Raw genomic sequence first — 3,037 nt, 5'->3', positions numbered from 1 at the left:
TGGGTTTAGAGACTTACGTTGGGTGTAAATGGAACGAATCTTGTTCAGCAAGCCCTAATTAGGTTGTATGCGAATATATTTTTTATCTGTTTCATGACATTGCACCCTTCATATTGATTGGTGGAGTTAGTTGTTTTCAAATTATATTTCAACTCGGAATGCAGGTCAATCGGCAACTACCGCCTGAGAAGATTGGCATGCTTAATACCATCCAAATAGTCATTAGTGATATTATAATCTACAAAATGAACCTTGATCTGACCTTGCATTGCTTCGTCAATCATCCAGCTCTTCAAAAGTGAAGACAGTCTCGTACCTTTCTTCTCTTTTGAAATAAAATCAATTACCGCTGATTCAGCTTGCATTTTTAAGTGATTTGAAGCGAACTCATCAATTGAAACGATGCCGACCGTCAACTCAAGCTTGCTCTTGAAATAATGGCGGAACAAATGATACATGCATGCAATGTGCGTTCCTATTTTATATATGTTTGACCTGTTATGGATGTCAAAAACCAATACCGCAATCTTAATTTGACCTTCATCGAATCTGATCTGTGCCATATATGCATTAAAGGCAAGCATTGTGTCTATCGTGTAATTAGTGATCTTTTCGTCTTTGTTTAGTCCCCTATTCTTATCGGCGATATTCTCAACATCATCTATTTCTGAGGCTGAAGAAGGTTGAACTCGACTTTTTCCTTTCCCTTTTCCGTTTGACACCTCTGCTCCCCTTCGCAATCCTTCCTCCATTTTTTGCTTGATTGCCTTCATTCTTTCGATATCTTGATTGATTGACACCATATCCAGATGATCTTGGAGCGTTGCTTCGTCCCGCATTTTCAATAAGAAGGATAGACCTTGGTTTTTGTTATAGAGGATTGTGCTGTGGTGACGCTCTAATTTTTGATTGATTGTCTCAAGTGTGACTTCTTTCGAGGTTCTTTGGATTATGGGAACAATTTTATTCAGTATATATTGATTCTTAAAGATGCTGACCAGGATCCGTTCGTTTCCCTGTGCTTTCGGAACAGACGCAACGCTGTAGCTGTCATGCTTTTCTTCAATATAACGAATGCCGAATTTCCGCATTACAAGCATATGGAGCTGAGTTTTCTTGCCGAAAGCCGCAAACGACTCTTTTCTTAAAATCTCAGCATCAATAAGTTCTATAATGGAACAGTAAAACGCCGAGAAACTTCTTGCAATGCCCAGCAATTCTGCATATTGGTGTAGCTGTTTCATCATCATGACCTTGTTGCCGAAAGTGTAAATGATTTCAAGATAAGTTCTGTATTTTTCGCAAATCGCTTGCTTGTTGGCATTTGAAATCCCCATGAACCATCACCTCCTCTTAAACCCTGATTGTTTCGTATCGGTAGCCAACAATGCTAATATACGTTTCTTTGGACATTAGCTCCTCAATTCCGTAAGAATTTGTGAGGACTTCATAGGCCACTTCTGTTCCTGTGCTGTCCGTATATATGCCATCTGGCATCGAAATTAGTTTTTTATTAAGCATGTCCTCGTACAATTTGGCTTCTGCTTCGTTCCCTTCTTTTCGCATGTTGGAAATTTGCTCTTCAAACTCGTTCCGAATTTGAGTTTCTGTTTTCCAACTTTCTCGTAATTCCTGCGACAAGCTAAAATATTTTTCAGCTATCGCCAAGTCGTGAATTGGACTCTGAGCATGGTATGCAAAACTCAATCCCCAGAAGCGGGCGGCAGTTTCACGCCCGCTTTTTGTGAGCTTATAGCATTCCTCGGTTTTCCCACTCTTCTTGTATGCTACCTTTTCCATATGTCCATCCCTCATCAGATTTTTAATACGCGAATCTACTAATCCGCATGATCGCAAATGTTCGAGGCTAACATGACCCGTCTTGAACATTGCGGTAAAAGCTAAGCGGTCTCGGTTAAAGAATTGCGTGATGTAGGGCTTACTTCGCCTCGCCATAGATGATAGCACCTCCTCTTGCAGAATGATTGTTCGCGGCGGCGACATTGTGAGACCATCGTAGATGGTCGATATGGTTTTCGTCTCGCAGAGATGCTTGGCTCGTCGCCAGATGAGGCAACAGGCTTTTGCGGCTCGATAAGAGCCGCTTGACCATCGGTAGATGGTCAACAATGTTTTTGCGTTTCGGCAGAAACGCTTGCCCATGACAATGGGCAACAGCTTTTCCCCAAGCGGGGCGAGCAAAACGGGCTTCGTTTCGTAGTGAGTCCCGTAGGGCGAACGGTCGGCTGCCGCCGAACGCAACGAAGCATGGTGGTTCTTAGCGAGCCGACTTTTCGGAGAAAAGAGGTGAGCTTAGAATCCACCCCGTTATGCGAAGCCACGCTTCCCGTTTTCGATATTGTAGATAGACCTCTGTCGCAATATAACTGCTTTTGGAAGATTGCAACAAAAAAGGCTCCATGCTCAAGGGCATAGGAGCCGCTTCCCGCCTTGCGGGAAGAAAAAATGAGCCAGATCGGGAGATGATACCGAACTGGCTTTTTGTCAGTATGATCATTGATATCGGAGCAAATCAAGTGCACGTTTGTTCATTTCATGGAGGTCAGCAAACCAATTGTCATTATTGAGTTTCGTTTCATATCGCTTCGAAGGATTGTTCGAAGCTTGTTTTCGTTTAATGCCTCTACGTGCTTTAGGTGACTGATCTGCTATCGATTGTTTTCTATCAAGCTTATCAAGACGAAACTGGATGTTAACAACCGACTGTTTCAATAAGTTTATTTCACGTACTATTCGTTCCGAGTTCACTTCTATCAACCCCCTCAATTAACGATAATCTTAACAATACCGTGTAGTAAAAAACAAGACAGCCGCTTGGCTGTCGGAGATTGGTGATAATGTCAATTCTTCACGATGAAACTGCATTTAAAAAGCATCGACAATCAAATTGTTCTCTTCGAAATTGCGACTAAGGAAGGTTTTTCCCTATCCCCAACCTAACAAAACCCTGTACTATATGCACCGAAAATAAAGTCGTATAGCCCCACCCCCACATCTCCACACCGCTCAACCCCTT

General features: G+C 42.4%; 2 protein-coding genes. Both read right to left on the bottom strand.

Going from position 1 to position 3,037, the window contains the following annotated elements; translation table 11 throughout:
- Positions 1-176: 176 nt before the first annotated feature.
- Entirely contained in the window at positions 177-1,337 is a 1,161-nt protein-coding gene (locus ACFFK0_RS14105; RefSeq protein ID WP_377470887.1) for a hypothetical protein, read from the bottom strand.
- Between the two features lie 16 nt (positions 1,338-1,353).
- Positions 1,354-1,800, bottom strand: coding sequence for a hypothetical protein (locus tag ACFFK0_RS14100; protein WP_377470886.1), 447 nt, complete (start codon positions 1,798-1,800; stop codon positions 1,354-1,356).
- Between the last annotated feature and the right edge of the window lie 1,237 nt (positions 1,801-3,037).

The organism is Paenibacillus chartarius (assembly GCF_042432825.1).
GTDB classification, from domain to species: domain Bacteria; phylum Bacillota; class Bacilli; order Paenibacillales; family NBRC-103111; genus Gordoniibacillus; species Gordoniibacillus chartarius.
The sequence above is the reverse complement of the archived record's forward strand: the minus strand, read 5'-3'. Positions and strand labels throughout refer to the sequence as shown.